A 26,177-nucleotide genomic window follows, 5' to 3' on the forward strand; every position below is an offset into this window, starting at 1 on the left:
TTCCTCCTTAACCTTTCACGGAACCGAGTGTGATTCCCTTGACGAAATATTTTTGCAGAAACGGATAGATCACCAGCAGCGGCAGCATGGAAATGAAGATCTTCGCCGCGTTCAACGTCTGGTCGGACAACATCGTGAGCCGCTTGGCGGTCTCTTCGTCCACCTCCGTCGGATCGAAGGCGACCGCAACCTGGCGGATGTACGACTGCAGCGGATAATGATCGTTCTTCGTCATCAGGACGAGCGCCTGGAAAAATTCGTTCCAATGGTACACGATCGTAAACACCAGAATCGTCGCCATGACCGGCATGGACAACGGCAGAAGCACGCTGAAGAGGATGCGCCACGGTCCCGCTCCGTCGATCAGCGCGGATTCTTCCATTTCTTTCGGCAAGTTGCGGAAGTAGTTCATTACGAGAATGATGTTGAATATCGGAAGCCCGCCGCCGAGCACCAGCCCCCAAATGCTGTTGATCATCCCGAGATCCCGCATCGTGATGTACCAGGGGACCAGCCCGCCGTTGAACAGCATGCAGAAGATCAGCAGCCACATCACGTAGTTTCGTGGTCTGAACTCCTTGGCGCTCTTGGAGAGCGGATAGGCCATCAGCAAGATCACGAGGAACGAGAGCGCGGAAGCGTACAGCACGCGCTGGACCGAAATCCAGAAAGACCGGAAAAACTGATGATCGCTGACAATCGCCTCATAGGAACTCAGCGTGAAGCCTTTGGGCCACAGAAACACCTGCCCGGCGGCCACGTACGATTTCTCGCTCAAGGAGATCGCGAGCGTGTACCAGACGGGCAGGATGCACAGAACGGCGATCGCAATCAACAAGAGCACGTTCAGGCCGTTGAGCAGTCTGGACACGATCGATTGTTCGGCTACCACATCTTCACATCCTCACACTCAGAAAACTCGATAGTTCGCGAAGCGGTAGGCCAATCCGTACGAGACGGAGATCAGAATAAGTCCGGCAACGGATTTCAGCAGCCCAACCGCCGTAGCCAGACCGTACTGCATATTGATCAGACCGGCCCGGTACACCCAGGTGTCGATGATGTCCCCTGTCGAATAGACAGCCGGATTGTACAGATTGAAAATCTGGTCGAAGCCGGCGTTCAAAATGTTGCCCAGGCTGAGCGTTCCGACCAGCGCGGCAACCGGCAGCACGCTCGGCAGCGTAATGTTGAGCAGCCGTTTGAACTGGGAAGCGCCGTCGATGGCGGCAGCTTCGTACAGCTCCGGATTGATCGAGGTCAGCGCCGCGAAGAAAATGATTGCGGCGAAGCCGAACTCCTTCCAAATGTCGCTCCCCACCACCAGCGCCGGGAACAGGTCCGCGCGCGCGAAGAAATGGACGGGTTCGGCGCCGAGCGCTTCCAGTACCCGGTTGACGGGACCGTGCAGCGAGAACATGTCCAGCAGGATGCCGGCGACAATGACCCAGGACAAAAAATGGGGCAGATAGACGATGGTCTGCACCGTTCTGCCGAACAGCCGGTTCTTCACTTCGTTCAGCATGAGGGCAAATACGAGCGGTACCACCAGGTTGCCCACCATTTTCGCAAACGCGATCGTTACGGTATTCTTGAACACTTGACTGCTGTCGTCGAGCTCGAACATGTACTCGAAATGTTCAAGACCGACCCAGGGGGACTTCAGGATGCCGGCGCCCGGGTTGAAGTCCTTGAAGGCCATGAGAATGCCGTACATGGGGAGCACATTGATGAAAAACAGCCAGACGAGCCCCGGGATCAGCATCAGCCAGAAATGCTTGGTGAACGCTCTGTTGAGCATGACGCATATCTCCTTGTCGGCAGGGAGATCAAGACAGGCGGGCTCCGCCTGTCTTGACCTTGCGGTTCGTTATAGCAGTTCGTTGACTTCCTTGGTGATCTGATCGCCGCCCTGATCCTTCCATTTCGCGACGAACGCGTCAAATTCGTCGAGCGGCACGGTGCCCAGTATGATCTTCAGGAACGTTTCGTCTTCCAGCTTCTTCAGATTCGCCCATTTCATCTCCATCGTCTTCGTCTGGGAGGTCGCGATGCTCCGCACATAGTTCACATCGGCATCCACGAAGGTCGAACCGCCGTTCAGGTGAGCGTACACGTGCGGGAAGAAGGCTTGGTCCGTTTCCTTGTCCCAATACTGGATGTCATAGTTGTCGTACGGCTCTTTCTTGATGTCCTTCGCGTGCTTGGCCAGATCGGTGGCGAAACCGTAGTTGACCGCATCGTAATCTTCGATGCTCATCTCGCCCGCGAGATATTTCCGCAGCGAATTGACGGCGTATTCCAGCTGGTCGCCGGCACCGCCGATGATGAACAGCGGAATTTCCTGCGACGTCATTTCCTTGCCCTTGACCGCCTCTTCATAGCTGGGATCCTTGGCGCCCCAGTGGATGTTGAGCATCTTGATGACGGCTTCGGGATGCTTGTAATTTTTCTTCACCACGATGAACGTGCTTCCGGTCGCCTGGTTGGAGTTGAATTTGCCTTCCGCATCGAGCGGCGCGATGTACGGACGCCAGTTCGCGTTCGGATCGTTCTTGATGCCGTCGATAATCGAATACGGCGACCACCACGGTCCGAAGAAAATGCCGGCTTTGCCGCCGATGACGACTTCCTGGCCGCTTTTGCGCATGCCGATTTCCTTGTCCAGGATGCCTTTGGCGTACCAGTCGCGCATCATGGCCAGCGCCTCTTTGGTCTCCGGCTGGATCGAACCGTACACGGCCTTGCCGTCCTTGTCCTTGATCCAGATGCCCGGATACGCGTTGTGGGCGAAGAACAGCGGCGAGAAGTTGAAGAAATGGTCGGTGGAAGTCAGGAACGTCGCATACAGCGATCCGCCCTGGCCGGTGCCCACGATGCCCACCGTGTTTTCGCCGCCCATCTTGTTGTCAATGAACGCCTTCGCAATATTCTCGATGTCCTGCAGCGTTTTCGGCGGTTCAAGCCCCAGCGCGTCGAGCCAGTCCTTGCGGATCCAGGTGAGCGGCGCCGAAGGCAGCGTCGTTTCCGGAAGCGCATACAGTTTGCCGTCGAATGTGACGCTCTCGAGCAGGCCGGGGTTCGAATCATATATCCGTTTCACGGCGTCGGAAGCGTATTTCTCGTAGACTTCCGTCAAATCCGCGAGCTGACCCGCCTTCACCATCAGCTTGAGCTGCGACTCGTTCACGAGCATCGCGTCCGGCAGATCGTTGCTGGAAATGGCCAGGCTCACTTTCTGGTTGTAGTCGGCGGTCGACGCTTCCCAGGCGTGTTTGACGACAATGTTGTACCGGTCCTTGAGCCAGCGCGTATAAGCATTGTCTTCCGCCGTGTCGTTGCCGTTGAACTTGTAGTTCGGATCGATCGCCCGGCCGATCGACACCTCGACCGGTTCCGGATATTTTTCGAACGGATCGATGACTTCCTGTTCGGCACCCGAATTGACGCCGCCGTTCGAAGTTGCGGCTGCGCCGTTGTTGTCGTCCGCCTTGTTGCCTCCGCAAGCGCTTAACAATCCGGCGACAAGCAGCGCCGCCATGATGGTCAGCCAAATTTTGCGCATGGTCTTCCCCCTCAGGTTAATGGTCGTTTGGCAATATGACTATAGCACGGAGACGGCGCGCTCCGGGATAGAAAACGATGGGGATTTCGGGTCGGTTTCCTCACGAAAAAAGGGATACGTTCGAAAATTGTCACCCCTCGTTTCGAACGCATCCCTACCTGAAGGTCGATATTTTTTATTCGGAGCCGTCGACGGCGGCCGCTTGCCGGTATTCGCTCGGCAGCATGCCCACCTCTTCCCGGAACAAGCGGCTGAAATATTTTTCGTCGCTGTAGCCGACCTGCTCGGCAATCCACTGTACCGTCTTCGTCGTATGGGCCAAATATCGCTTCGCCCTTTCCATCCGGATGGCGCGCACGTAGTCCGTGTAGGTCCGGCCGACGATGTTCTTGAAGCACTGGCTGAAATAACTGCTGCTCATGTTGACCATCTGGGCGATATCCCCCGCGGTCAGCGGCTGGTTCAGCATCTGGTGGGCAAGATTCATCGCCTTCACGATGCTCTGTTGAATCTCGGGCGAGTACATCGGGCGGGCGTTGGTCTGCCGGATGGCCTCCCGTGTGCCGCTCAGCCACGACTCGAAGTGGCACCAGCTGGGGAAGAAATCGTCGATGACGATCAGTTCGGGCAAGATGGGGCGGTAAAGCCGGTTCCATTCGTCCGCCAGGGAAAAGAACATGCGCGCCAGCCTTGCCGGTGCGAGCCGGATTCGCCGCAGTTCGTCCGTCATGGCGGCAAAACGGCCGTCGTCATAGATCCACTCGAACGAAACCCATCGCTCCCTGATGCGATCGATGTCCTCCGCCATTCCCGCCCCGTCGCCCTCCGGCGCCGCGGCATCGCGCCGTACGGTCCAATGCGGACGCGACGGATCGTAATCGTAGAACAGTCCGGTTCTCCGGTAATCCCGAATGAGCCGCAGCAGCGCTTTCCGGTCCATGCCCTTCACGTTGCGGAACAACACGAGGGCGCCGTCCGGGCCGGGAAGGCGCTCATCCGGCGGCACGCGCGCCCAGACCCACACGCCGGCCTCCGCCTCGACCGCCTGTTCCGGCACCGCGAAGTCCGCATGGTCCGTTCCCGTCCCGCCGACCGGCGACGTCAAGGCGTACAGCGCGTACACCTCGTCCGCCTGCCCGAGTTCGTCCGGTCTGGGCAGCGGCGTCTCCGCGGCGGTTTTCTGCCGGAGCAGCGCGGCGATTCTGCCGAGCACTTCCTCGAACTGCTCGCTCTCCAGTTCGATCTTGGCGATGTAATCGAGGGCGCCGAGCCTGAGCGCCTCCTGCACATACTCAAAATCCTGATGCAGCGTCAGCACGACGATCTGGATGTGCGGATACCGCCGACGCACCTCCCGCATCAGTTCGATGCCGGACATGACCGGCATGGCCAGGTCCGTCACGAGCAGGTCGACCTGATTCTCTTCCATGAATTTCAGGGCGTTCTCGCCGTTGTTGGCCTCCCCGACCACTGTCATTCCGAATTGCTCCCAGGGCATGGCCGAGATCAGCCCTTTGCGAACCAGCTTGTCGTCGTCGACCACCATTACGCGAATCATGCGTCAAGATCGCCTCCGGATGCGGGCAGGCTGAGCATGACCGTCGTTCCCCGGTCATGCCCGCTTTCGATCTCCAGGCGCGCCTTGTCGCCGTAATGTGCCTTGAGGATGCGTCGGACATACCGCATGCCGATGCCCATGCCCACCTTCTCGCTTTCGTTCGCGTCGTCGTGCAGCAGCTTATCGATCGTCTCCCGGGACATGCCCGCGCCATTGTCCCGGACTTCGATCTCCAGACGGTCGTCCCGCAGCCGGATGCCGACGTAAATATACCCGTCGTCGCTTACGCCGTGATAGAGAGCGTTCTCAACGAGCGGCTGCAGAATGAAACGGGGACTGGGCAGCGACAAGGCCAGCTCATCCACGTCGATGTCCACATCGAACCGGAAGTCGTACCGGATTTGCTGCAGCTGCAAATATTCTTTCAACGCCTGAATTTCGTCGCCGATCGTGGACGTCTCTCCCTTCTTGCCAAGATTGTAGTACAGCAGCTTGTTCAGGGAGAGCACCACGCGGTCAATCTCTTTCTGCCCGTTCATGACCGCGAGCCAGTGAACGGTATCGAGCGTGTTCATGAGAAAGTGCGGGTTGATCTGGTACAGCAGCTTTTCGACTTCCAGATCGGCTCTCCGCCTCTCCTTCTGCTCGATTTCCTCGTACAAATTCCAGATCTTCCGCTTCATGCTCCGGATCTGGTAGAGCGTGTAGTCGAATTCCGGGATGCGCGTCAGTTCCGTTTCCTCCGGCGCATGGGACAGAATCAGGGATTTGATTTCCTTGTTGAACTTGTCCAGCGGCTTGTACACCATCTTCCGGAGCAGCCACGCGAAAAATACGGCGATCAGCAGCACGACTACGGTGAATCCCGTAAATTGCCACAGCCAGCGGTTTCGCTCCAGGTTCAGTTCATTCTGGGGCAGAATGGAGACGATGCTCCATCCCTGATTGCTCGTCTCCTTGCTCCAGAAAAAGTTTCCGTAGTAGCCGGAGTCGGACAAGGCCTCGGCGTCGTACGCGGGAAACCGGGTGGATTCGGGAAAGACCTCCCGGTTTTCGCTGAACGCGATCATGCCGTCGTTATCCAGAATGAGCAGCCGGCGTGAATCGGATTTCCGGTTCTGAGGCGCGAACAGGGTTTCCAGCGCGTTGCGCCCCGTCTCGATGTACAGGTAAACGTTCCGGCCTGCCACATTCACTTGCCTCATCGTGCTGAACACATACTGGTTGATGGAATCGTTGTAGCTCCGGTGCGGCCCGTAATACGTAATTTCCGGGTAGCTGGCCATGATCGACAGCCGTTCCGGCGCAAACGGAGTCCGAACCCGGAAATTTTCGAACTGGACTGCGCCCGTATCCGGGTAATAAAACAGCAGCAGACCGATGTTCGGATTGGAGAAGGTGATTACGTTCAGCTCGCTCTTGATCTCGTTGAACAGCTCGACGCGCTCGTAAGGCTGGTCCGTCTGGTGCAGCCGTTCGATCAAGGCCGGGATCCGGCCGCCGATCGCGAGCTGCTGCGAGACGTGGTTCAAGTTGTTGAGCGTGTTCTCCAGCGTCAGCAAGTCCTGTTTCAGCCTTCCCTGAATGGTGCTCTCGACCTTGTTGTCGATGATCGAGTCGATGGTGTAGAACGAAAGGAAGCCAAGGCAAACGAACGGCGTCAGGATGCTGACGAGAAAGATGAGAATGATCCGCTTCTTGAACGTGACCGGTCTGAACCGAATCCCCATGGCTTTGATGCTATCGATCCCCTTGCCGGCGGATATCGTGCTACAGCCCAGTATAGTACAACGTCTTTTATTTTTCTATTTACTCTTTGTGCCTGCCATGGTGCCTGCTCTCCGCCTTACGCCGCCGCCGGCTGCTCCATCAGCCCGTCCGCGATCTGCTGAACCGGCGTCAGCAGCAGCCGGTACAGGAGCGCCGCTTCTTCCTGTCGCTTGAGCAGATCCGCGCCGTCAAAGACCGGAACGCCGCTCGACGAAGGCGCCACTTCCGGACCGTGCAGTCCCAGTGCGACCATCATGCGCACCGCGGGCAGCGCCCATTCCGCGGTATTCCCTTCCACCGGAACGTCGGCGAAGATCGTTTCCGGGAACAGCCGTTTGTAGGCGTTCCAGACGATGACCGCCGCTTCCTGGCGCGTTGCCGGCCGGTCGGGATCGAAACGGCCGTCGCTGCCTCCGCTCACCAGGCCGAGCTCGGCCGCCGCCTGGATGTACGGCGCCAGCGGATGGCCCGCGATATCGGTGAACGCGTACGTGTCCGATGTCGAGCCGCGCAGCCCGCTCGTTGCCATCAGATGCCATACCAGCTCCGCCCGGGTCACCGGACGCCCGGGCTCGAACGTCAGGCCTTCCTCGTTCGGGTAGTAGCCGAGCGACTGGATGCCGAGAATGAACGGCGCATACGGATGGTCCGCCGCCACATCCTTATACCCGACGGGCGTCTCGCCCTTGCGCGCATAGCCGAGCGGATTGAGCGCCGTCTCCTTCATATAGACCGTGCCGTCTTCATCGACCCGGAATGCGGCGAAGCGCTGCAACATCTCATCGACGAACAGGTTGCCGCCCGCATGGCGCAGGGTGCGGTCTCCGATGAGCGCGTCGGACAGCGTCAGCGTGCCGTCTTCGCCCGCCTCGACCGCATAGACGAGGGAAGGCATGCGCAGGTCGGCATACAGCCCTTCCAGATCCTCGAGCCGGACGGCCGGATCCTGTCCGAACGCCTCAAGATCGGCAGGTGCCCCGTACGACGGGAAGAACGCCGCCATGAATTGCAAGTAGAACAGATCGCGCAGCGCGCCCGCCTGATTGTACGTCAGGAAGACGCCGGTCTCTTCTTCCGGCAGAAGCAGCAGCATCGAGCTGTTGCCCGGCAGATCGCCCAGCTTGGTCAGCACGTCATGGCTGGTGCCCGCCAGCGGCAGCTGCGGGGCCGATTCGAAGCCGTAGGTCGTATCCGGCAGCAGCGGATGGATGGCGTTCCGGTATTCGCTCATCGCGGCGACGGATTCCGCAGAGAGCACCCGGGTGCCGTCCGGAGCTGCGCCTTCGTTCAGGAACGCGATCATGAACTTGCCGATATCCTCCGCCGTCGCCACCATGCCGCCGTGGGGCATGACGGTCGGACGGAACACATACGGATCGATCGGTTCGCCGCCTGGCGCGAAGTATCCCGTCGCCAACCGCTCAAGCTGCTCCCGGTCCAGGATGAATCCGCTGCTGTCCATGCCGAGCGGCCCGAACACATGGTTCTGCATGTAATCTTCGAACGGTTCGCCGCTTACGTTCTCCACGATCAGCCCGAGCAGCAGATAGGCGAAGTTGTCGTACATGTAAGCCGTGCCCGGCTCGCGGACGACCGGCGGCATGTGCTGCTTCGCATAGTCTTCAATCGAAACGTACAGATCGAAGTCCCCGTGCAGATCTTCGCTCTGCGGATCTCGGACTTCGAAACCGCTGCGGTGCGTCAGCAGATGGGCCGTCGTCACCGGCGTGTCGAACGGGTTCTCGAATTCGAGGCCAGGCAGATAGGTGCGGATGTCCTCATCAAGGTCGATCTTCCCCTGCTCGACGAGCTGCATGACCGCGACGGCCGTGAACGTTTTCGAGACGGACGCCATCCGGAACAGGGTATTCGCCGGATCGACGGCTTTCTTCTTCTCCGCGTCCGCGAATCCGAAGCCTTCCTGCGCGATCACTTCGCCGTCCTTCACGATGACGACCGCGGCTCCCGTATAGAACGGTTTCGCTTGTTCGGACGCGAAGAACGCTTCCAGGAACTCCGCCGCCGACTCCGCCGTCAGCGGCTCCCCCGCCGGCTGCTCCGCTGCGAACGCCTGCAGCGGCACGGCCATCAGGAACGCGGCGGCCAGCACCAGCATGCGCAGCGCGCGCGGCAGCGTGAATGTTGCGGATTTGCTCAAATTCATCAAGCTTTCCCCTCCCATGTAATGGTTCATGTATTGCTCGGACTGCCAACACTGCTACATACGTTTTCCGGGCTATCCGCGTTCCGCCAAATAGACCAGCAAGGCGACCACCAGAATCGGCGCGAGGAAAATGATCCATGCGAGCGGGCGGGCAAAATTGAGCGTCCAGCCGATGCCGAACCGCTTCTCCAGGAACAGCGCGGGGTCGTCGGGATTGAAGTAGAATTGTCCAAGAATCCAATATTTGTCGTCGTCGCGGTTCACCTTGCCGTCCGCGGCCGGGGGCGCCTCTTCCGGCAGCCGGATGCGGCTTCCGCCCTGCCCGGTGACGAAACCGAGCCGGACGGCCCACAGCAGGGTGATGATGACAATCGACAAGATGAAAGCCAGCTGGACGTTGAAGTCAAACCCGAGAAGCTGCTGCAGCGGAATCGAGCCGAACAGGACGATGAGCAGAAATCCCGTCACCAGGGTGAACGCGGACCATTTGCGCCGGAAAATCAGGTTGCGCCGCAGCGAATTGCGCGGATTGGCGGCGTCGATCTGCTGTTTGCTCGCGGAGATGCTGTAGTTCACGACGGCGAAAATGGCGATCATCAAGAGCTGAATCCACACCGGGAAGAGCACGATTCCCGGACTTTTGTCCACGACGTTCGTCGGCGTGCCGTCCATGCCGTACTGCATGACGATCCGGTCCGAGAAGTCATCGTAATAGGCGATGCATATCCAGGCCGTGGCGGCCGCGACGAGCAGATGGGGAATGAACCAGGCCATGGAGTAGGCGCGTTTCTCCCGGTAAAATTCGGTGTCGACGACCGTCTGCTGCATCCCGGCGGACACCAGGCCGCGCTGCTTCTTCATCGCCCGCATGCGGAAATGAAACCGCAGGTACAGCGCCAGATGCACTGCCAGCATGACCCCCACCGCCGCCGGCAGCAGCCAGCCGAGCTGCTCCTCGTCCAGTCTCGCGGCGGCAATCAGAGAAGCGATGACGACCAGCAGGCTGACCGCCCCCGTCACGGTCGCGTAGGTCCGGCGCATGGCGCTGATCTCGGGGTCGTCGAAATATTTCTCCTCGATTGATACGCCGAAACTTTCCGTTCGCCGCGTCAGGTACGGCATGCACGTGATGATCACGCCGAGCGGCAGCGTTACAATTGCAAGCAATGCGAATCCGATGCCGTTCATGTCAGGATTCCTCCTTCGTGAAATGTCTGTAGATGCGTCTGCACATGTCAAGGAAATCGGCTTCGTCCATCCGGCGGCAGACCGCTTCGGCAACGATCGGGCGCATCTGCGATTCGAGCCTGCTGCGGAAGGCTTCGTCGGCCGGCGGCATCGGGTCCGGTCGGACGAGCGCGCCGCGCTGCCGGTGCACCTGGATGAATCCTTCCTGCTTCAGATGGGTGTATGCCTTGTTCACGGTGTGCAGGTTGATGCCCAGATCCGCAGCCAGCGCCCGCACCGACGGCAGCGGCTCGCCCGGCTTGAGCTCTCCGGACGCCATTCCCTCGATGATCTGGTTCGTGAGCTGCACATAGATCGGAACATCCGACTGATAATCAATTTGAATCAGCATGCCCGGCACCTCCGTTCTGTATGACTGTTCTATTTGTAATATAACAGTTGTCTCATAAGAAGTAAAGCAATTCTTCTGTTTTGAATGTGCCGTTTTCTATGTGTATAATTTTGAATGTCCGCTGACGCTCGGGCTTGTTCGCGGGCGAGACTACAATGGGGCTGATTTTTTATGGGTGTTGCGAAGAAGAAACGGCTGCTGCACGAGGCGCAGCAACTTCTGATGATCGCCGTCGGGGCCGTCATCGCGGGAATCGGACTCGAACTGTTTCTCGTTCCGAACGATATTCTGGACGGCGGCGTCATCGGCCTGTCGATCATCGCGGCCAAAATGTCCGGTCTGCCGATGAGCATTTTTATCGTGGTACTCAATCTTCCGTTCCTTTACATCGGCTTCCGCAAGATGGGGCTGCGCTTCACGTTCCATACCCTGTTCGGCGTCGCCATTCTTTCGGCGACCACCGCTTACCTGCACCATTTTGAACCGATCACGCACGACATGTTCCTGGCCACCATCGTCGGCGCGGTCATTCTGGGCGCGGGCGTGGGCCTCGTCATCCGCACCGGCGGCGCGCTGGACGGCACCGAAATTGTCGCCATTCTGGTCAGCAGGAAGAAACCCGTCTCCGTCGGCCAGTTCATCATGATCATCAACGTGTTCATTTTCCTGCTGGCGGCGCTGCTCGTCTTCAGCCTGGAGACGGCCATGTACTCCATCATCACCTACTTCATCGCCTTCAAGATGATCGACATCGTCGTCGAAGGTCTCGAAGAATTGAAGTCGGTCAATATTATCTCGGACAATCCGGAGCCGATCGCGCAGGCCTTGACGAAGAAATTGGGCCGGGGCATGACGTACATATACGGCGAAGGGGCGTTCACGGGCGAACCGAAGAAGATCATCTACATCATCGTCAGCCGGATCGAACTCAGCGATCTGCGCGAAACTGTACACGAGCTCGATCCGAAGGCCGTCATTGCAATCGAGAACGTCGCGGACGTCTCCGGCAGCAACTTCAGAAAGAAGGCGGCGCATTAAATCGAGTAGGAGGGGGCGGCTAGCCCCCGATCTCTCACACCACCGTACATGCAGGTCCGCATACGGCGGTTCCGAAAGGTTAACGAAACGCCATATAGCGATCAAGCAGACTGACAAGCCCTTGCGACCGCCAATAGCGGGTGTCAAGGGCATTGTTTAGGTTGCGGGACATTTCCCATGGGCCACGGCGAGAATTAGCCATGATATGGACGAAGTATTCCGGCACACTCAACGCCCGGAGTTACACGTTGACGTGTCCGTACCCGTTTCCATTGCTTCCACAGACACATGCGCAGCCGTCGGCGAATCCATTGGTCGAACGTCGTGCAGTGCGTTTTCGCCGAAGCCAGTCGGAAGTGTCCAATCCAGCCCACCATGTACTGGTTCAATTCCCGAATTCGTTGATCCATGGAGACGGGCCGGGTTCCGGAGGTCAGCTCTCTGATGCGACTCTTGAAGCGCTCGACCGTCTTCGGAGCCAACCGGATGGTCGCTTCCCGATCGGGAAGAAAGCTGAATCCAAGGAACCTCCTCTTCCACGGCCGATCCACCGCGCTTGCCAGCCCCCATTCCGGACTTTCACCGTAGAGATGACGCCTATGCCGGGCGTACTGCGGCAAAGGCTTCGCTCCCGATGGGAACGAAGCCTTTTCTGCTGCGGGCATGGACCGTATGAAGGCACGATTCCGGCGTGGTGCATTTTTGCACTCTATCCGGATCATTTTGCGGGCATTCGGTGAAATGTGGTGCAAATCTGCACCCTATCAAGCCTTCCGGCATTTGACGAGCGAAATGTGGTGCATTTTTGCACTTGATTGCCGGTCAGACGATGCGAATCCGCACGGTCTCCCGCACCGCGCCATCCCGCCCGGCCGCCGCGACGCGGATTGCCAGGCGCTCCCACACCGCCTCGAGCGCATGGCGCTTGTCGAACGTCCGCCATGTGTTCATGTTGAGCGGATCGTCATAATCCAGCAAGTAATCCGCAGGAAAATGCGACTTGCCGTGCTCCGACCCGGTGAACCAGAAATACTCGACGAGCGGCGCAAGCCACTCCCGATCATCCTTCAGCGGCGACGCCGGATCCGCGATCCGGAATTCGCCCGCATCCGCCGTTTCGGCCGCCGGTCCAGCCCCCGGATCATGCCGCTCTCGCGCGGCTTGCCGGACCCGCTGTTCCTGCAGCCGCCGGCAAGCTTCAAGCCGCTCTTCCAGCCGGTCCGCCGGGATGCCGGCCCATCGGCATGCTTCCGCCAGCCCGTCCGGCTCCACATCCTGCACGATCACCGGTGGATGCGCCGCCAGCGATTCGATTCGGTATCCCATTCCGTTCATGAAGATGTCGCACTTCGCGCCGGCCGGCGCGGGCCGAATGCCGACGCTGTCCGCCAGCGCGGCGATCTCGCCATTGTTGAGCCTGCCCAGCGTCGCCACGCCCAGATCCGGCGGCAGCTCTCCATATTCTCTCACAAACCCCGTGGTCTGTATCCGCCCCTGCATCGCGCGCCGGTCCCGGGCCAGCACCAGCATCAGCTTGAGCAGCAGCCTGCTGCGTTCGAACGGTTCCATGCCGTCCTCCTTCTCGTCCGTTGTCATTACCTTGCTCCATTATCGCGCGCCGGTCCCGGAATCGCAAGCGCCGCCTTCCGGCCCTGCGGTCACCTGCAGCGCCGGCTTCACCTTCATGCCGAACGCTCCGCCTGCAGCGGCAGCTCCACGATCACCGCCGTGCCCTGCCCCGGCACACTGTCGATGCGCAGCTCCGCCCGCCCGCCGTACAGATGCCGCAGCCGCTGGCGCGTATTCGCGAGCCCGATATGCCGCATCCCGCTCCCGCTTCGCGCCGGCGGCCGCTCCAGCACTTCGGCGAGCCGCTCCGCCTCGATGCCGACGCCGTCGTCCTCCACGCGGATGACCAGCGTATGATCGTCCGCGCAAACCGCCGAAATGCGGATCGTGCCATGCCCGTCCTCGTCCGGACAGATGCCGTGGAAGATCGCGTTCTCGACCAGCGGCTGGAGCAGGTGCCGGGGCACCAGGCCGTCCATCGCCCGCTCGTCGAGCTGCCACTCGACCTCGAACAGGTCCGTATAGCGGTACGCCTGAATCGCGACATAGTCCTTGAGCAGCGCAATTTCTTCGCGCAGTGTCACGAGCGCGTGCTCGCTGCCCGTGCGGGCGGCATCCTGCAGCAGGCGGATGAAGGAGCCGACCATCTGCACGATGTCGTCATTTCTCCCTCTGCGCGCCATATAGATCACCGCATTCAGCGTGTTGTAGACGAAATGCGGGTTCAACTGGGACAGCAGCAGATGGAGTTCCAGCTCCCTTTTCTCCTGCTCGTGGCGGATCGATTCCTCCAGATGGACGCGCAGCTCGCGGACCATCCGGTTGAACCCCTGCCCGAGCCGCTCCAGCTCGTCTCCCGTGCGGATGTCGACGGAGACTAGCAGATTGCCGCTGGAGACGGTATTCATCGCCTGGTACAGCCTGAGAATCGGCCTGGACATGCGGAGAATGGCCGGCATCATGAGCAGCAGGTTCAGCGCCATGCTGACCAGCGAGAACACGACGAGCAGGTAGATGACCACCCGTCCCCGAATCAGCAGCGCGCCCTTGTCGATGACGGCGGCCAGCTTCCAGTTCTGCTTCTCGAACTTGTCGACCAGCACGACCGCGCCATCCCGCTCGAACCGCTCTCCGGCATCGGAAGTGTCCGCGAAGATGCCGGCGGCCGCTCCGATTTCGCCGCGCGCATACAGCACATCGCCGGCGTCGTTCAGCCAGACGAGGCCTTCGAACCCTTCGCTGCCGTAATCGAGCAGTTCCCGAAAATGGCTGTAATCAAGGTTGACGATGAACTTGCCGATCTCCCGGTTCGGCTGCGCAATGTCGCGCACCGCCACGATGAAGCTGATCATCTCGCTCTCCTCGTAAGCACTCGCCGTCAGCAGCATCCGGTGCGGCACGGTCAACGCGAACTGCGCGCCGGAGCGAACGAAGTTGGCATACCACGGTTCCTGCAATTTCCCGGCAAAATAGTCGTCATACCCCGCCTCGCTCCAGAACGTCTGGCCGTCCGGCAGCACGAGCGCGAAACTTGCAACCTCCTTTCGCAAGCCGCGGTAGCTGTCCAGATGATCCATCGTGCGGTCGAACAACGCGAACTGATCGTAGATCGGCAAGTCGTTGTACGTTTTGAAAAAAGACTGCACCGGTTCCGAAATGATCAGCGTGAACGCGAAGTTGGCGATATCATCCGACATGTACTCCAGCTGGCGCGCCGTCTGGGCGAGTTGCGCCCGATCTTCCTGGATCATCTGATCCTTCAGAATGTATTCGAAGAAGAAGTACGTGAACATGCCCGAAATGACAAAATTGACGCACGCCGTCAGGACGATCCGCTGCAGAATGACCGACCGCAGACGCTTCACGGCAGGCACTCCTCCCGAAACTGATGGGGCAGCAGGCCGGTCACGCGCTTGAACATTCGGCTGAAGTGCTGCGGCGAGCGATAGCCGACGCGCCCGCTGATATCCGCCATCTTCGCGTCTTCTTCTCGCAGGATGCGCTTCGCCTGCTCAATGCGAATTTCCGTGAGCACATCAAGATACGTCCGGCCAAGTTCGCGCTTGAACAGGTGATGCAGATACGAGGCGCTGATGCCGACAGCGCGGGCGGTATCCTCGATGCGCAGATCTTCCGCATAGTGGGCGCGGATATGCCCGATCGCCTTGCGCAGCTTGCCGGACAGCCGGTTCTCCCCGCTGCCGGCCGTCTGCGCGAACGCCGCGGCGAAGGCGCGCGCGATATCTTCGATGCGGAAGGCCGGCCCCACGGCGTGCGCGGCAAGCGGATCTTCCTCCGGCAGGCCGGCGGCGGTCCGGCGCTCGTTGTACAGGCGCGTCAGGATGTGGACCGTCTCGTACAAGCCCGGCAAATCCCATTCCGGCGTCTTCAGGCGTTCGAACAAGCTTATGACAGCGCTTTCAATCAGCTCGGGATGACGGCTGTTCAGGCCATGCGCCAGCTCATCGAGCCGGACGCCGCCCGCGCATGAGCCCGCCCGCCGCGCCGGATACGGCACCGGCACGGCATCCGCGTCCACGACCGCCTGACAGCCGCAGAACACCGCGTGCCGGGCCGCCTCGATGGCCTTGCCGAGCGCATCCCGGAGAGCGGCCCCTCCGCCGCTGCTTGCGGCATGGAAGCAGGAGACGCCGGAGCCGAGGCGTCCGGCCGCGCGCGTCCGCACGGCGGCGGCCGCCGTGCGGAGCGATTCCCGCGACAGACCGCGCGGACCGCTGAACAGCACGGCCAGCCGGCCCGTACCCGCCGTGAACGCGCCGATCCGTTCCCAGCCGGAGACGGCCTGCGGAATTTCCGCTTCGGGAAGTGCAAGCCCTCCCCCCGGTCCGGACGGTTCGGGGACATGCGGCACGCTGGCGAATGGCCGGTCCGCCTGCAGCAGCACCACCCCGTAGACCGATCCCGGCGCGTCCGGGAACCGTCTGCCCAGCACGGCCTCCCGCAGGCGCTCGGACCGCTCGGCGGCCCGCCTCGCCTCGTCCGCTTCCCAGGCCGCCCGCGCTTTCGCCAGCTCTTCCAGCAGCCGCGCCTCGTCCAGTTCGTACTTCACCAGATAGCCCGACACGCATCCGAGCGTCAGCGCCTGCCGCGCATATTCGAAATCCGCATAGGCACTCATGACAATGAACCGGATCCCCGCGTTCCGCTCCGCCGCGGCCCGGATCAGCTCCAGCCCGTCCATGATCGGCATGCGGATGTCGACGATGGCAATGTGCGGCCTGAGCTCGAGGCACATGGCGAGCGCGCGCTTCCCGTTCGTCGCCGTCCCGGCGATCTCATACCCGTGCGACTCCCAGGGGATGAGCGTCTGCACATGATCCAGCGTGATCCGCTCGTCATCCACAATGAGAACGCGCATCGGCCGCATCCGCATCACTCCCGCATCCATGGCATTCTTTGCCTCCGATTATACATGAAGCATCCGGAAGCGAGGCAAGCGGAGTGCAGAATTCCGACCAAGATTGCAGAATCGGCGTATTTACGCCCTTTGCCGGACCCGTGTATAGTGGGAGGCACGAACCATCCCGATGCACACCGATAAAGGAGGATGCCGTTCACATGACCATTCGTAAGCGCTTACTCCCTCTGCTTGCCGTTCTCTCGTTGCTGGCCGGCCTGCTCGCCGGATGCGGCGGCGGAAGCGGCGGCAAGGGCGGAGACGACGGTGCCGGCGGGAATTCCGGAGGAAGTTCCGGGGAAGTTTCCGGCGGCTCGGGTGAACTGAAGGGGGAATTCGTGCTCTGGACGTGGGAGCCGGAGCATCCGATCGCTCTCGAAGCCTTCTACCGGAAATATCCGGGCATCAAACTGAAACGCGTGGAAGTGGCGGCGGAAGACGTCCCGAAGAAACTGCAGACGACGATCGCATCCGGCGGCGAGCTTCCGGACGTCATCCGGATCGAACGCGGCCAGAAGGCGAAAATCTTCGACATGGACATCCTGCAGAACCTCGAGGCTGTGCCGTTCAATGCCGATCTGTCGGTGCTGTTCGAGTATGACATCGCGGCCTTCTCGATGAACGGGCACATGGTCGCCATACCGGACGACATGAGCGTCTCGGGCATCGCCTACATCAAGGAGCTGGCGCGGGAACATTTCGGCACGGACAATCCGGAAGAGATGGAAAAGCTGCTTCCGGACTGGAACACGTTCATCGCGAAAGGGCAGGAGGTCGTGCAGAAGAGCGGCGGCAAAGTGCTCATGTTCCCGAGCCTCGGCGGCGTATGGGACATTCTGAAGGGGCAGCGGTCCGAGCCGTTCTTCGACGGCGATACGATGAATACGGACGTCGTGCGGGAACGCGTCGCCCTGCTCGTCAAATTCCGTGACTCCGGCATCGTCGGCAAACTGGACCAATGGACGCCGGCGTGGAACGCCTCGTTCGCCACAAGCGACTACATGTTCGCGGTCTCGCCGGTCTGGATGCCGCAATACGTCATCGGTCCGAACGACCCGGCGGACGACCGCTGGGCGTTGATGGTCGCGCCGGGCGGCGGATTCATCCGGGGCGGCTCTTCCCACGGCATCCCGAAGGGCGCGAAGAACGCCGAACTGGCGTGGAAATGGATCGAGTTCACGTCCATGTCGCAGGAAGGCGCGGAAGCGCAGAAGACGGACGGGGTTTACACGCACTACAAGCCGGCCTATGAAGATCCGGAGTTTACGAAGTGGAACTGGCGCAACTTCGGAAATCAGGATATCGGCAAGAAGTTCTTCGTGGACATCTCGAATGTCACGACCGACGTGCCGGAGAACCTGAACGATTCGCTGCTCGACGAAGCGATGGCCATCATCATCCAGACGCTGGCGAAGGACAGCAGCTTCGGCCTGGAGGATGCGATGGCGCGCATTGAACAGGAACTGAAAGCGAAGAACGCCAACATCGTCATCAACTGACCCAAGCATGACAGGCGCGCGGCTCGCGGATGCGGCCGCGCGTCGCCATCCCCGGCGGACCGGCCGGGTCCGTCCGGAATCCCACGCGCCAGGAGGGTGGAGCATGGAAGCGGCCAAACGCAGGCGGATGCCGTATCTGTTTCTCTCGCCGTATCTGTTGTTCTACGCGGCTTTCGGGCTGTTCCCGATCATTTTCTCGTTCTATGTCAGCCTGACCGACTGGGACGGCATCCGGGACAAAACGTTCATCGGGCTGGACAACTACCTGCATCTGTTCAATCCGAATTCCTACTTCTTCAAGTCGATCGGCAACACGCTGCTCTTCGTCGCTGTCTCGCTGCCGCTGCAGATCGTCCTCGGCCTCGTCATCGCGACGCTGCTCTACAGCCGCGCGGTGAAAGGGCGGGCGTTCTTCCAGCTCGTCAATTTCATGCCGTATATCGTCACGCCGGTCGCGATCGGCCTCATGTTCAACCTGCTGTTCGACTGGCAGGCCGGCGTCGTGAACAAGCTGCTATTGCATTTCGGCTTCATCGACGAAGCGATCTACTGGCTCGGCGAGGCGTTCTATGCGCGGATGGTCATCATCCTGATGCTCGTCTGGAAAGGGTTCGGCTACACGATGATCTTCTACCTGGCCGGGCTGGCGAACATTCCGAAGGACTTGCTCGAGGCGGCCCAGGTGGACGGGGCGACGGGCCTGCGCGCCTTCTTCTCGATCACCTTGCCGCTGCTCCGGCCCGTCACGATGTTCATCGTCATCACGGGCATCATCGGCGGGTTCCAGCTACTCGAGGAACCGATGCTGCTGCTGACCGGCTCCGGCATGGGGTCGTCATCCGCCGTCATCGGCGGACCGGACCGCTGCTGCCTGACGGCCGTCTGGAACATGTACGACACGGCGTTCGGCAGCACGACGCGCTACGGCCTCGGCGCCGCGATCGCCTGGGGGCTCTGTCTCATCATCGCGCTGTTCTCGTTCCTCGGCGTGAGACTGTACAAGGGGGATGCGGAATGAAGATGAACATGACGCTGCGCTCGATACTCGCCACGACGGGCATCGCGCTGCTCTCCCTGTTCTCGCTGCTGCCGTTCTACATCATGATCATCATGGGCACGCATGTGAACGAGGATCTGTTTCGCAAGATCGTCCTGTTGCCGGGCAGCTATCTGATCGAGAACTTCAAGACGGTGGCGGCGAGCCGTTTTGATCTGGCCTACTGGAACAGCTTCGTCGTGTCGGCCGCAAGCACGGTGCTCTCCGTCTTCGTCAGCGCATTCGCGGGTTTCGCCTTTGCCAAATACGATTTCAAACACAAGAACCTGATCTTCTCCGCCATCCTGCTGACGATGATGATTCCGTCGCAGCTCGGCATCGTCGCCTACGTCATCGAAATGCGCCACCTCGGCCTGTCGGGCACGCTGATGCCGCTCATCCTGCCCTGGATCGCCAACGCGTTCGGCGTCTTCTGGATGACGCAGTTCATCAAGGGCGCCGTGCCGAACGAAGTGCTCGAGAGCGCCCGGATCGACGGCTGCTCGGATCTCGGGCTGTTCTTCCGCATCGTGCCCGCGTTCATCATGCCGGCGGTTACGACGCTGTCGCTGCTCGTGTTCCTGTGGTCCTGGAACAACTATCTGCTTCCGCTTATCATCATCAACAATCCGGATCTGTATACCATTCCGCTCAGCATCACGACGCTCGGCGACGCGTACCGGACCGACCTCGCCGCGCAGATTCTCGGGCTGTCGATCGGCACGCTGCCGGTGCTTATGCTGTTCGCGTTCGGCTCGAAAAGTTTCATCCGCGGGCTGACGGCCGGGTCGGTGAAAGGCTAGGCGCCCGCGGCCTTCTCCCTCAAAGAAAAGCGACCGCCAGACCCGCGAGGGTCGTGACGGTCACGGCAAGGAACGATTTGGACGAGATCATGTCCCGGTCACCCGAGGACGATGCGGTCATCGGACAGTTTATGGCCGCTGATTTGTTCGAATTCGCCGAGCAGCCGCTCGACGGTGAGCGACTTTTTCTTATCCGGATCGATGTCCAGGATGATGCGGCCCTTGTCCATCATGATGAGCCGGTTGCCGAGCCGGATGGCCTGTTCCATATTGTGCGTCACCATCAGCGTCGTCAGCCGCTGCTCTCGCACGATCGTCTCCGTCAGTCGCGTGATCAGATCCGCGCGGGCCGGGTCGAGCGCCGCTGTATGCTCGTCCAGCAGCAGGATGCGCGGATTCGTGAACGTCGCCATCAGCAGGCTGAGCGCCTGGCGCTCCCCGCCCGACAGCAGGCCGACTTTCGCGCGCAGCCGGTTTTCGAGGCCGATGCCGAGCCGGGCGAGCTGTTCGCGGAACATCTCCCGTCTCCGGCGGGTCACCCCGAACCGGAGGCCGCGGCTCTGCCCCCGCTTGTAGGCCATCGCCAGATTCTCTTCGATCGTCATGCGCGGCGCGGTGCCCGCCATCGGGTCCTGAAACACGCGGCCGATGAAGGCGCTGCGCTTGAACTCGGGCATCTGGGTGACGCTCTGGTTGTCGATCATCACATCCCCCATGTCCGGACGCATCGCGCCGGAGATGATGTTCATCAGCGTCGACTTGCCCGCGCCGTTGCTCCCGATGACGGTCACGAAGTCGCCCGGATTGAGCTGCAGGTTGATGCCGGCGAGCGCCGTTTTCTCGTCGACGGTACCCGGATTGAACAGCTTGTAGATATTCGTCAGACGAAGCATCAGCGTCCCGCCTCCGATCCCGCCAGCTCGCGAGAGCGTTTGTAGGCCTGCTTCTTCATCGTCCACGATCGCGACGCCGTCGGCACCACAAGGGCGATGATGACGATGACCGCCGTGATCAGCTTGACGTCCGACGATTCCAGCCAATCGACGCGCAGTGCGAGCGCCACGACGATCCGGTAGACGATCGAGCCGAGCACGACCGCCAGCGTCGCGCGGAAGACGGTCTTCGCGCCGAACAGCGCTTCGCCGATGATGACGGACGCCAGACCGATGACGATCATGCCGATCCCCATCGAGATGTCGGCGAACCCTTGCTGCATGGCGATGACCGCGCCGGACAGCGCCACGAGCCCGTTGGACAGGCTGACGCCGATGATTTTCGTCGTGTCCGTATTCGCCCCGAAGCTGCCGATCATTTTGGCATTGTCCCCGGTCGCCCGCAATGCAAGCCCCAGATCGGTCTTGAGGAACGAGTCGATGAGCAGTTTGATGATCACAATCACGACCGCGATGACGATCAGCAGCATCCATCTGCGGTCCCGCTCAATCGGCGGGAAGATCGTGTCCATGCCCAGCAGCGACACGTTGGGCCGGCCCAGAATGCGCAGATTGATCGAATAGAGCGCGATCATCATCAGAATGCCGGACAGAAGGCCGTTGATCTTGCCCTTCGCATGCAGCAGGCCCGTAAGCGAGCCGGCAACAAGCCCGCCGGCCAGCGCCGCCGCCGTCGCGAGCCACGGGGAATAGCCGGCGTTGATCATCACTGCGGCGATCGCCCCGCCGGTCGTGAAACTGCCGTCGACCGTAAGGTCCGGGAAATCCAGAATCCGGAACGTGATGTAGACGCCGAGCGCCATCAGGGCGTACAGCAGCCCGGCCTCCACCGATCCGGACATCGAAGTCCAAATTGCTTGCATGATGCTCGTCCTCCTGACACACGAAGGGAGTGAACGAAAGACCGCTCACTCCCGTTGTCGTCCTTTTACTCGATAATGTTGTTCTCCGGATCTTGCACGACTGCTTTCATCTCATCGGTCACGTCGATGCCTTGCTCAGCAGCCGCCTTCAGGTTCAGGATGAAATCGAGTTTGTCCGGAAGCGCGACAGCGAGTTCAGACGGTTTCTTGCCGTTCTTCAGAATCTCGACAGCCATCTGTCCGGCCTGGTAGCCGTGGTCGAAATACTTGAACCCGACGGTGGCAAACGCGCCGCGCTCTACCGTATCGCGGTCGCTGGAGAAGAACGGAATGTCATTCTCGTTCGCGACCTGGATGACCGCATCGACGCCGCTGACGACCGTGTTGTCGAGCGTGATGAAGAACGCGTCGGCGCGGCCGACCAGCGACTCGGCTGCCTGTTTCACTTCGGAAGTGTTCGCGACTGCCGCTCTGACCGCCTGGATGCCGTGCTTCGCCAGTTGCTGCTCGGCGTTCTCGGCCATGACGACGGCGTTCGTCTCGCCTTCGTTGATGATGATGCCGACCGTCTTGACATCCGGGAAGTGCTCGGCGATGAAGTCCATGAGCTGCTGGACGGCAGCCGGGTTCGTGTCCGAGGCGCCCGTGACGTTGCCGCTCGGCGCTTCCATGCTGTCGACAAGCTTGGCTGCCAGCGGATCGGTTACGGCAGCGAACAGCACCGGCGTATCCTTCACCATCTGGGCGACGGATTGCGCGGACGGCGTCGCGATGGCCAGCACCAGATCATTCTTGTCCGCCGCGATCTTCTGCGCGATCGACAGGTTGTTCGTCGAGTCCGCCTGCGCGTTGTTGTAGTCGATCGTCAGGTTGACGCCTTCCTCGAGACCGGCATCTTTCAGCGCCGCGATAAATCCTTCACGGGTTGCGTCAAGCGACGGATGCTCCACATACTGGGAGATCGCAATCCGGAACGACTGCTCCGCGTCCCCGTCCGGTTGCTCCGCATTTCCGGCCGGCTGTTCCGCGTTCGTGCCGCCGGACGCATTCGAATTGCCTCCCGCGTTGCCGCCGGCATTGTCATTCTTGCCTTGACCGCAAGCCGCCAGCATGACGGCCAGCAGGCCGATCAATAACAAGTACCCCGCTCTTCTCATATCCCACTTCTCCTCGCCATAACGGACGTTGATTCGGCTTATGCCATTCCGCGGGAGGAGCATACCGCCGCGAAGGCGAACGCCCAAAGCGAGCTCCCGTGCGGAATGTAAGCGTTAACATCCATAATGTATGAAGTAACATAAACTATGATATAAGGAGTGTCAAACATTCGTCAATTGATAAAATTGGCGAATTTGGACCCGCTTACAAATTAATTTGATTAATTGCCATTTTGCATGTCGATGCGTCATTTACTTGGTGCGAAACAGATTGGCCGCCTCGTAGGCGAACCGGTATTCCCCGGAGCCGATCTCCACTTCCACGCCGTGCTCCGCAGCGGCAATCGACTGAATGCCTTCCGGATACGGACCGCCCGCTCCAACGGGCCGGCCGTCGATGTTCAGGCCCGCAACCGTCGCCCCGCGCAGCACCACCCGGGCCGTCGTATTGGCCGGGATGATCGCTTGCACGTGCATCCGGTTGCCGTCCGTCTGCCATGCCGTCTCGATCCTGCCGTACATGGACCGATACGATGTCTTCGCGCGGCTGAGCAGCCCGGATCCGAACAGCGGCTCGATGCGGATCCGCTTGAAACCGGGAACGGCGCCGTCCATGTCCAGACCCGCAACCCTTCGGTACATCCATTCTCCGACGGCTCCGTATGCGTAGTGGTTGAACGAGTTCATGTCGTCGCTCCAGAACGTGCCGTCCGGCTTGATGCCGTCCCAATGCTCCCAGATCGTGGTGGCGCCTTTTGAAATGGAATAGAGCCACCCCGGGTATCCTTCCTGCAGCAACAGGCGGACGGCCGTGTCATGATAGCCGTAATCGGACAGCACCAGGCAAAGATAAGGCGTTCCGAGGAAGCCCGTCGTCAAATGATAACCGTTCCGAATGATCATTTCGTTCAAATCCCTGGATATGCGCGGCGCGGCATCGCCCGCCAGATCGAAGGCGAGGGCCAGCACGTGGGCGGTCTGCGTCTGCGCCGTCATTCGTCCGTCGCCGGTGATGAATTCGTTGCGGAACGCCTGGACGACTCGGGCATGCAGCTCGCCGTATTTCGCCGCATCCTCCGTCTTGCCGAGCACGCGGGCCGCTTCGCTCAGCAGCCTCGAGGAGTAAGCGTAATACGCCGTGGCAATCAGCGGCCGCGGCGTGGCGCCGACATAGCTTCCATCCTCGGCATCCAGCGCCACCCAGTCGCCGAAATGAAAACCGGTATTCCACAGGTATTCGTTGTCGCCCTGGGCGCGGATGTATTCGACCCACGCCTTCATGCTGTCATACTGCTCGGCAAGCAGCCGGCGGTCTCCATAGTAACGGTACACCGTCCACGGGCAAATGACCGCCGCGTCTCCCCAGCCGGAAGAGTTGGCGTCGCCGATCACGTCGGGAACGACGAACGGCACACCGCCGTCGGGGCGCTGTTCGGCCTTCAGATCGCGCAGCCATTTCGTGAAGAAAGGACCGCCATTGAAGTTGTACAGCGCCGTGGCGATGAACACCTGGGCATCCCCGGTCCAGCCGAGCCGCTCGTCCCGCTGCGGACAGTCGGTCGGCACGTCGAGAAAGTTGCCGCGCTGCCCCCACCGGATGTTTCGCTGCAATTGGTTGACCCTTTCGTCGGAACAAGAGAATTCGCCCGTAAGCGGCATGTCCGAATGCATCACTTCCCCGACGAAGGCGTCGAGCGGCAGCTCGTCTCCCGGCCAGCCTTCGACTTTCACGTAGCGGAAGCCCATAAAAGTGAAATGAGGCGCGTACGTTTCCCGTCCTTCTCCCCTGGCGGTGTACACAACGGTTTGCTTGGCCGTGCGCAGATTGCCAAAGTAAATGTTGCCGTCCTTGTCCAGCACTTCCGCGTGGCGCAGCACAATCGTCGTGCCTGCCGGCGCCTCGAGCGTGAACCGGATGCGGCCGACCATGTTCTGGCCCATATCCAGCACCTTGTCGCCGGCCGGCGTCACCAAGGATGCGATCGGCCGGATCGTCTCCGTCACGCGGACCGGCCAGTTCTCCTGCGGCACGAGGGTCTCCATCGGCAGGTCGATCGTTTCCGCCGGCGCCCAGTCGTCATCCGCATAACCCGCTACGCTCCAGCCGTCCCGCTCCAGGCGCGTCGTACGTCTCGCCGTCATAGATCGTCGAGTACGTCACCGGGCCGGTCGCCGCGCGCCAGGATGCGTCGGACGCGACCATTTCTTCGCTTCCGTCTTCGTAACGAATGTGGAGTTGAACCAGAGCCGCTCTTCTGTCCCCGTATTTGAAATTCCTTTTGTCGAATGCGAGGCCGCTGCGGTACCAGCCGTCGCCGAGATGGACGCCGACGGCGTTGGCCCCGGCCCGGAGCAGCTCCGTCACATCATAGGTCTGGTATTGCAGCCGGTACTGGTAGCTGGTCCAGCCGGGCGACAGTTCTTCGTCGGACACCCGCCGGCCGTTCACGTACAGTTCACACACTCCCGCCGCCGTGGCGTAAATCCGGGCCTCCTTCACGCCGTCCTTCACCCGGAACGCCTTGCGCAGCAGAAACGCCGCGTCCGTCTGCGGATCGATGGCGGAAGCCGCCGGCGCAATCCACCTCGCCTGCCATTCGGACCGGTCCAGCAAGGTCGTCTCGAATACGGCCGGCTCGCTCCAGGGCGATTCCTCGCCGGCGTCATCCCATACCTTGACCCGCCAGACATACTTCGTGCGCGATGCCAGCTCCGGCCCGCCGTATTCCACCAGCACGGATTCGCCGCTTTCCACCCTGCCCGAATCCCAGACCGGCCGGTCGAAATCGCCGTCTTCCGCGGCCACCGCAAGCCGGTACGCCCGTTGCAGGACTCCCTGCCGGCCGGCTTCCAGCCGCCAGCTGAGCCGCCGCCTGCGCACGCCGACGCCGAGCGGATTTCGCCGGTATTCGCAGGTCAAATCCGTCGCAACCAAATTCCCCATAAGCGTTCCCTCCTCCGCATTCGCTCATCTCGAGTTCCATTATTATTACAAAGGATCGTTCCGATTGGGAAGAATTTGTTATATTCAAATAGATTATTATATGGAATAAGAAAAACGCCTGACGGCGTCCTTTAGTTCGTGCGATTTAGTTCATACGTGCAAAATAGCCGGCTGTAGGGAACAATCTACACCCGGCTTATTTTCTTACATCGCTTATCCTGTACTCGTAACCATGAATTCCTTTGTAATATTCTGGGTACA

The 26,177-nt window shown here is 60.6% G+C and carries 18 protein-coding genes and 2 pseudogenes; 4 read left to right on the plus strand and 16 right to left on the minus strand.

Annotated elements, in window-relative coordinates; translation table 11 throughout:
- Positions 1 to 7 precede the first annotated feature (7 nt).
- The 8 genes from THECO_RS16200 to THECO_RS16235 all read right to left on the minus strand — a co-directional run bounded on the left by THECO_RS16200 (position 8) and on the right by THECO_RS16235 (position 10,636).
- Complete coding sequence (locus THECO_RS16200; protein ID WP_015256113.1) at positions 8 to 892, minus strand: carbohydrate ABC transporter permease; 885 nt, start codon at positions 890 to 892, stop codon at positions 8 to 10.
- A gap of 18 nt (positions 893 to 910) precedes the next feature.
- Entirely contained in the window at positions 911 to 1,801 is an 891-nt protein-coding gene (locus tag THECO_RS16205) for an ABC transporter permease (protein ID WP_015256114.1), read from the minus strand.
- Positions 1,802 to 1,870: 69 nt separating this feature from the next.
- Positions 1,871 to 3,565 carry an extracellular solute-binding protein gene (locus THECO_RS16210; protein ID WP_015256115.1) on the minus strand — a complete coding sequence of 565 codons (1,695 nt, stop codon included), beginning with the start codon at positions 3,563 to 3,565 and terminating at the stop codon, positions 1,871 to 1,873.
- Positions 3,566 to 3,740: 175 nt separating this feature from the next.
- A complete protein-coding gene (locus THECO_RS16215; RefSeq protein ID WP_015256116.1) occupies positions 3,741 to 5,123 on the minus strand; it encodes a response regulator in 1,383 nt (460 codons plus the stop codon).
- Positions 5,120 to 6,853 (minus strand): sensor histidine kinase, encoded by a 1,734-nt coding sequence (locus tag THECO_RS16220; protein WP_015256117.1) that lies wholly within the window; start codon positions 6,851 to 6,853, stop codon positions 5,120 to 5,122. Before THECO_RS16220 ends, THECO_RS16215 begins: the two co-directional genes overlap by 4 nt.
- Before the next feature lie 116 nt (positions 6,854 to 6,969).
- Complete coding sequence (locus THECO_RS16225) at positions 6,970 to 9,057, minus strand: serine hydrolase (RefSeq protein WP_015256118.1); 2,088 nt, start codon at positions 9,055 to 9,057, stop codon at positions 6,970 to 6,972.
- 72 nt (positions 9,058 to 9,129) lie between these two features.
- Positions 9,130 to 10,245: a DUF1648 domain-containing protein gene (locus tag THECO_RS16230; protein ID WP_015256119.1), complete on the minus strand. Its 1,116-nt coding sequence runs from the start codon at positions 10,243 to 10,245 to the stop codon at positions 9,130 to 9,132.
- 1 nt (position 10,246) lies between these two features.
- On the minus strand, positions 10,247 to 10,636 hold the full coding sequence (locus THECO_RS16235; protein WP_015256120.1) for a GntR family transcriptional regulator: 390 nt from the start codon (positions 10,634 to 10,636) through the stop codon (positions 10,247 to 10,249).
- A 171-nt stretch (positions 10,637 to 10,807) separates the two neighbouring features.
- Here THECO_RS16235 and THECO_RS16240 point away from each other — a divergent pair, with 171 nt between their 5' ends.
- Positions 10,808 to 11,674 carry a YitT family protein gene (locus THECO_RS16240; RefSeq protein ID WP_015256121.1) on the plus strand — a complete coding sequence of 289 codons (867 nt, stop codon included), beginning with the start codon at positions 10,808 to 10,810 and terminating at the stop codon, positions 11,672 to 11,674.
- A 79-nt stretch (positions 11,675 to 11,753) separates the two neighbouring features.
- Here THECO_RS16240 and THECO_RS22605 read toward each other — a convergent pair.
- The 4 genes and pseudogenes from THECO_RS22605 to THECO_RS16255 all read right to left on the minus strand — a co-directional run.
- Positions 11,754 to 12,231, minus strand: a pseudogene (locus tag THECO_RS22605) (group II intron maturase-specific domain-containing protein); the annotation flags it as partial.
- A 265-nt stretch (positions 12,232 to 12,496) separates the two neighbouring features.
- Positions 12,497 to 13,243, minus strand: a complete 747-nt coding sequence (locus tag THECO_RS21470) for a hypothetical protein (protein WP_015256122.1) — start codon at positions 13,241 to 13,243, stop codon at positions 12,497 to 12,499.
- Between the two features lie 113 nt (positions 13,244 to 13,356).
- Positions 13,357 to 15,108 (minus strand): sensor histidine kinase, encoded by a 1,752-nt coding sequence (locus THECO_RS16250; RefSeq protein ID WP_015256123.1) that lies wholly within the window; start codon positions 15,106 to 15,108, stop codon positions 13,357 to 13,359.
- A complete protein-coding gene (locus tag THECO_RS16255) occupies positions 15,105 to 16,652 on the minus strand; it encodes a helix-turn-helix domain-containing protein (protein WP_015256124.1) in 1,548 nt (515 codons plus the stop codon). Before THECO_RS16255 ends, THECO_RS16250 begins: the two co-directional genes overlap by 4 nt.
- A gap of 170 nt (positions 16,653 to 16,822) precedes the next feature.
- Here THECO_RS16255 and THECO_RS16260 point away from each other — a divergent pair, with 170 nt between their 5' ends.
- From THECO_RS16260 to THECO_RS16270, 3 genes are all read left to right on the plus strand, one after another.
- Positions 16,823 to 18,160: an ABC transporter substrate-binding protein gene (locus THECO_RS16260; RefSeq protein WP_015256125.1), complete on the plus strand. Its 1,338-nt coding sequence runs from the start codon at positions 16,823 to 16,825 to the stop codon at positions 18,158 to 18,160.
- A gap of 103 nt (positions 18,161 to 18,263) precedes the next feature.
- Entirely contained in the window at positions 18,264 to 19,178 is a 915-nt protein-coding gene (locus THECO_RS16265; RefSeq protein ID WP_015256126.1) for a carbohydrate ABC transporter permease, read from the plus strand.
- Positions 19,175 to 19,999, plus strand: a complete 825-nt coding sequence (locus tag THECO_RS16270; protein ID WP_015256127.1) for a carbohydrate ABC transporter permease — start codon at positions 19,175 to 19,177, stop codon at positions 19,997 to 19,999. The genes THECO_RS16265 and THECO_RS16270 overlap by 4 nt, the downstream gene beginning before the upstream one ends.
- A 98-nt stretch (positions 20,000 to 20,097) precedes the next feature.
- Here the strand turns inward: THECO_RS16270 and THECO_RS16275 are convergent, their stop codons facing one another.
- The 4 genes and pseudogenes from THECO_RS16275 to THECO_RS16290 all read right to left on the minus strand — a co-directional run bounded on the left by THECO_RS16275 (position 20,098) and on the right by THECO_RS16290 (position 25,916).
- Positions 20,098 to 20,892: an ABC transporter ATP-binding protein gene (locus tag THECO_RS16275; protein WP_015256128.1), complete on the minus strand. Its 795-nt coding sequence runs from the start codon at positions 20,890 to 20,892 to the stop codon at positions 20,098 to 20,100.
- Positions 20,892 to 21,815 (minus strand): ABC transporter permease, encoded by a 924-nt coding sequence (locus THECO_RS16280; RefSeq protein WP_015256129.1) that lies wholly within the window; start codon positions 21,813 to 21,815, stop codon positions 20,892 to 20,894. Before THECO_RS16280 ends, THECO_RS16275 begins: the two co-directional genes overlap by 1 nt.
- 65 nt (positions 21,816 to 21,880) lie before the next feature.
- Entirely contained in the window at positions 21,881 to 22,972 is a 1,092-nt protein-coding gene (locus tag THECO_RS16285) for an ABC transporter substrate-binding protein (protein WP_015256130.1), read from the minus strand.
- A 252-nt stretch (positions 22,973 to 23,224) separates the two neighbouring features.
- Positions 23,225 to 25,916, minus strand: a pseudogene (locus tag THECO_RS16290) (family 78 glycoside hydrolase catalytic domain).
- Positions 25,917 to 26,177 lie beyond the last annotated feature (261 nt).

The sequence above is a fragment of the Thermobacillus composti KWC4 genome (assembly GCF_000227705.2).
Lineage (GTDB): Bacteria > Bacillota > Bacilli > Paenibacillales > Paenibacillaceae > Thermobacillus > Thermobacillus xylanilyticus.

Bases quoted from the DNA above. Each gene is read 5' to 3' on its own strand.
- THECO_RS16205 (WP_015256114.1), bottom strand. From the start codon at position 1,801: ATGCTCAACAGAGCGTTCACCAAGCATTTCTGGCTGATGCTGATCCCG.
- THECO_RS16210 (WP_015256115.1), bottom strand. From the start codon at position 3,565: ATGCGCAAAATTTGGCTGACCATCATGGCGGCGCTGCTTGTCGCCGGA.
- THECO_RS16215 (WP_015256116.1), bottom strand. From the start codon at position 5,123: ATGATTCGCGTAATGGTGGTCGACGACGACAAGCTGGTTCGCAAAGGG.
- THECO_RS16220 (WP_015256117.1), bottom strand. From the start codon at position 6,853: ATGGGGATTCGGTTCAGACCGGTCACGTTCAAGAAGCGGATCATTCTC.
- THECO_RS16225 (WP_015256118.1), bottom strand. From the start codon at position 9,057: ATGAATTTGAGCAAATCCGCAACATTCACGCTGCCGCGCGCGCTGCGC.
- THECO_RS16230 (WP_015256119.1), bottom strand. From the start codon at position 10,245: ATGAACGGCATCGGATTCGCATTGCTTGCAATTGTAACGCTGCCGCTC.
- THECO_RS16235 (WP_015256120.1), bottom strand. From the start codon at position 10,636: ATGCTGATTCAAATTGATTATCAGTCGGATGTTCCGATCTATGTGCAG.
- THECO_RS16240 (WP_015256121.1), top strand. From the start codon at position 10,808: ATGGGTGTTGCGAAGAAGAAACGGCTGCTGCACGAGGCGCAGCAACTT.
- THECO_RS21470 (WP_015256122.1), bottom strand. From the start codon at position 13,243: ATGGAACCGTTCGAACGCAGCAGGCTGCTGCTCAAGCTGATGCTGGTG.
- THECO_RS16255 (WP_015256124.1), bottom strand. From the start codon at position 16,652: ATGGATGCGGGAGTGATGCGGATGCGGCCGATGCGCGTTCTCATTGTG.
- THECO_RS16260 (WP_015256125.1), top strand. From the start codon at position 16,823: ATGACCATTCGTAAGCGCTTACTCCCTCTGCTTGCCGTTCTCTCGTTG.
- THECO_RS16265 (WP_015256126.1), top strand. From the start codon at position 18,264: ATGGAAGCGGCCAAACGCAGGCGGATGCCGTATCTGTTTCTCTCGCCG.
- THECO_RS16270 (WP_015256127.1), top strand. From the start codon at position 19,175: ATGAAGATGAACATGACGCTGCGCTCGATACTCGCCACGACGGGCATC.
- THECO_RS16275 (WP_015256128.1), bottom strand. From the start codon at position 20,892: ATGCTTCGTCTGACGAATATCTACAAGCTGTTCAATCCGGGTACCGTC.
- THECO_RS16280 (WP_015256129.1), bottom strand. From the start codon at position 21,815: ATGCAAGCAATTTGGACTTCGATGTCCGGATCGGTGGAGGCCGGGCTG.
- THECO_RS16285 (WP_015256130.1), bottom strand. From the start codon at position 22,972: ATGAGAAGAGCGGGGTACTTGTTATTGATCGGCCTGCTGGCCGTCATG.